The 3,335-nt window shown below is 70.9% G+C and carries 4 protein-coding genes; 2 read left to right on the top strand and 2 right to left on the bottom strand.

The genetic code is table 11. From position 1 onward, the window contains the following. Nucleotides 1-8: 8 nt before the first annotated feature. Nucleotides 9-797 (bottom strand): sporulation protein, encoded by a 789-nt coding sequence (locus JM949_RS34770; RefSeq protein WP_203152301.1) that lies wholly within the window; start codon nucleotides 795-797, stop codon nucleotides 9-11. A gap of 239 nt (nucleotides 798-1,036) precedes the next feature. On the opposite strand from JM949_RS34770, the gene sigB reads away from it, so the two are divergent. Both sigB and JM949_RS34760 read left to right on the top strand, forming a co-directional pair. Continuing rightward, on the top strand, nucleotides 1,037-2,041 hold the full coding sequence (sigB, locus tag JM949_RS34765) for an RNA polymerase sigma factor SigB (protein WP_203152299.1): 1,005 nt from the start codon (nucleotides 1,037-1,039) through the stop codon (nucleotides 2,039-2,041). Nucleotides 2,042-2,147: 106 nt separating this feature from the next. Next, nucleotides 2,148-2,555, top strand: coding sequence for a VOC family protein (locus JM949_RS34760; RefSeq protein ID WP_203152298.1), 408 nt, complete (start codon nucleotides 2,148-2,150; stop codon nucleotides 2,553-2,555). Between the two features lie 8 nt (nucleotides 2,556-2,563). Here JM949_RS34760 and JM949_RS34755 read toward each other — a convergent pair. Continuing rightward, nucleotides 2,564-3,335 (bottom strand): acetate--CoA ligase family protein (locus tag JM949_RS34755; protein WP_203152291.1); only part of this gene is annotated, 772 nt, incomplete at its 5' end.

Raw genomic sequence — 3,335 nt, 5'->3', positions numbered from 1 at the left:
GGGTGGGGTTAGGAGAAGAGGCCTCGGCGGGTTAGGGACTGGCGGAGCCAGTTGTCGAGTTCGGCGGTCCAGTCGGTGCGGTCGGCGGTGGCGTGGTCCACCGTGAACCGGCCGAAGGCGTCCCGACCCTCGGAGAAGACACCGCCGCGCTTGTCGAGCTCCAGCACCACCTGCATCTGCTGCGCGTCGGCGATGAAGGTGACCTCCAGCTGGTTGATCGAACGGGCGTACCGGGACGACGGACTGAACTCGATCTCCTGGTAGAACGGCAGCGTCTGCCGTACGCCGTAGATGTGCCCACGCTCCACGTCGGCGCGGGCGAACCGGAAACCCAGCCGCAGCAACCCGTCGAGCAGTCGCTCCTGCGCCGGCAACGGGTGCACCGCCACGGCGTCCAGGTCCCCCTGGTCGACCGCCCGGGCAACCTCCAACTCGGTACGCAGCCCCATCGTCATCCCGTGCAGGTGCTGCCCGTACAGCTCGGTGACCGGCGTCTCCCACGGCACGTCGAACCGGAACGGAAGGTCGTAGCGCTGACCCGGGTCCAGCCGGAACCCGCCGGTGACCCGCTGGCGGTGGAACTCCTGAGTGGTGTCGTAGTCGTTGTCGCCGCTCTCCACCTCGACCCGGGTGACCAGGCCGAGGGTCACCTGGTCGATGTCGACCTGATGGTCACCGCCCACCACCTGGATGCGGCCCTCCAACTGGCCGCCCGGACGGCAGCTCGGGTTGGCCAACACCGTCTGCACCGACGGGCCGCCGACGCCCATCGCCTTCATGAGCCGTTTGAAGACCACCCCGTCCTCCATCCCTCGTCCTCGCCGACCAGGATGGTCGACCGTCCGCAACGTAGCCATTACCGGCAACCACCTGACCGGACGACACACCGCAGCGGCGGGCGACCCAATTCCTGTCGGGTGCCCGATCGCCTCACTCCCGTTTTACGCCCTGCCCGCCAAGCTGTTGTCACACCGGCACCACCGGGCCGGAGTCACGGCACAGACGTGGAAACGGGGAGACAGAGATGGGCCTGCAGATGACGGAACAACGGATCCGACCGGCCACCACCACCGACACCGACGGGGCCGTCGAGGTCCTCGTCGACCTGGACGCCACCGACGAGCGTGGCATCTCCACCGACCTGGTCCGGGCCTACCTCAACGGCATCGGCCGAACGAAGCTGCTGACCGCCGCGCAGGAGGTCGACCTGGCCCGGCGCATCGAGGCCGGATTGTTCGCCGACGAGAAGCTGGCCACCTGCACCCCCGTCTCCGCCGAGTTGCGCGCCGACCTGGAGCTGATCGTCACGGAGGGTCGGGCGGCCAAGGACCACCTGCTGGAGGCGAACCTGCGGTTGGTGGTCAGCATCGCGAAGCGCTACACCGGTCGTGGCATGGCGTTCCTCGACCTGATTCAGGAGGGCAACCTCGGCCTGATCCGCGCGGTCGAGAAGTTCGACTACACCAAGGGCTACAAGTTCTCCACGTACGCCACCTGGTGGATCCGACAGGCGATCACCCGCGCGATGGCCGACCAGGCCCGCACCATCCGCATCCCGGTGCACATGGTCGAGCAGGTCAACCGCATGGTCCGGGCCCGCCGCGAACTGGCGGTGACGCTCGGGCGCGAGCCGACGGTTGCCGAGGTCGCCCGGGCGCTGGAGATCCCCGAGATCCAGGTGATCGAGTTGATCTCCTACGACCGCGAGCCGGTCAGCCTGGACCAGGCCGTCGGCGACGACGGGGAGAGCGCGCTCGGCGACTTCGTGGCCGCGGTGGACCCCCGCACCGAGCCGGGCGACGCCGCCGCCCAGGGCGAACTGCGCAACGAGGTCAGCGTCGTGCTGGCCACGCTGTCCCAGCGGGAGCAGGCGGTCATCCGGCTCCGGTTCGGCCTGGACGACGGCCGGCAGCGCACCCTGGACGAGGTCGGCCGGGAGTTCGGCCTGTCCCGGGAGCGGATCCGGCAGATCGAGAAGGTGACGCTGCTGAAGCTGCGCGCCCCGGAGCGGGCCCAGCGCCTGGAGGCGTACGCCTGCTGAGGCACCCGGTTCCCATGAAGGCCCCGGCGATTCGCCGGGGCCTTCCATGCTGTCGAGTGTGTGAAGGTGGCAGCGACTGTTATCCGACGACGCGAGGAGAAGGCCGATGAACTGGACGCTGGAAGTGGTGATCGTGCCGGTCTCCGATCTGGACCGGGCCAAGACGTTCTACGCCGACCAGCTCGGCTTCACCGTTGACCACGACACGGTGATCAGCGACGACGCCCGCCTGGTTCAGCTGACCCCGCCGGGCTCCGGCTGTTCGATCGTGATCGGCAAGGGCGCCGTTCCGGACATGCCGCCGGGATCGCTCAAGGGCCTGCAACTGGTGGTGCCCGACATCGAACGGGCCCGGGCGCAGCTGGTCGACCGTGGTGTGCGGGTCAGCGAGATCCAGGTGCTCGGTGCCAACCCGAGGCCCACGCCACATCCGCTGGACAATGTCGGCTTCTTCTTCTTCACCGACCCGGACGGCAACTCGTGGGGCGTCCAGCAGATCTCCAGCCGCGCCTGACCGGACGCTCAGAGGCGGCGGGGGCCGGTGTCCGGTCGGGCAGCCGCGCCGCCGACGCGTACCTGGGCGTGCAGGACCGAGATGCCGTCCGGACGGGCGAGCACCGGGTTGAGGGTCAGCGACCGCACCCGGGGCTGCTCATCGGCGAGCTGACCCACCCGCAGCAGCAGATCGGCCAGCGCCGCCCGGTCGACCGGTGCGGCACCCCGGTGCCCGCGCAGCAGCGGTGCCGCCCGGGGCTCGTCGACAAGTTCGGCGGCGTCGGTGTCGGTCAGCGGCACCGCGCGCCAGGCCCGGTCGCCGAGCAGTTCGGTGGCGACCCCGCCGAGACCGAAACCGACCACCGGCCCGAACGCGGGATCCTCCACCACCTCCACCACGCAGGCCACCCCGGGCGGGACCATCGGCTGGACCAACGCGTCCGCGCCGAACGCCGCCGCCAGCTCGACGTACGCCCGACGGAGGGTCGGCTCGTCCGGCAGGTCGAGGCGGACCGCGCCCAGGTCGAGCCGGTGCCGCAGCCCGGGGGCGGCCGCCTTCAGCGCCACCGGGAAGCCCAGACGTGCTGCCGCGTCGACCGCCGCGTCGGCCGAGTCGACAGGCACCGAGGCCACCACGTCGATGCCGTACGCGGCCAGCAGCGCGCCCGGGTCGGTGGCGTCGGCGCGGAGGGCGGCGTGTGCGGCGTCCCGATCGACGCCGGGCAGCGCTGGTGCCGTCCCGGTCGGGCGGCGGAGCCACTCGGCGTACCGGTGCACCCGGGCGAGAGCCCGCACCGCC

The organism is Micromonospora tarensis (genome assembly GCF_016803395.1).
Classification (GTDB): Bacteria; Actinomycetota; Actinomycetes; order Mycobacteriales; family Micromonosporaceae; genus Micromonospora; species Micromonospora tarensis.
This window is presented reverse-complemented; position numbering and strand designations above follow the sequence as displayed.

What these genes read in the sequence shown, in the direction of transcription:
- sigB (WP_203152299.1), top strand. Translation starts at nt 1,037, where the DNA reads ATGACGGAACAACGGATCCGACCGGCCACCACCACCGACACCGACGGG.
- JM949_RS34760 (WP_203152298.1), top strand. Translation starts at nt 2,148, where the DNA reads ATGAACTGGACGCTGGAAGTGGTGATCGTGCCGGTCTCCGATCTGGAC.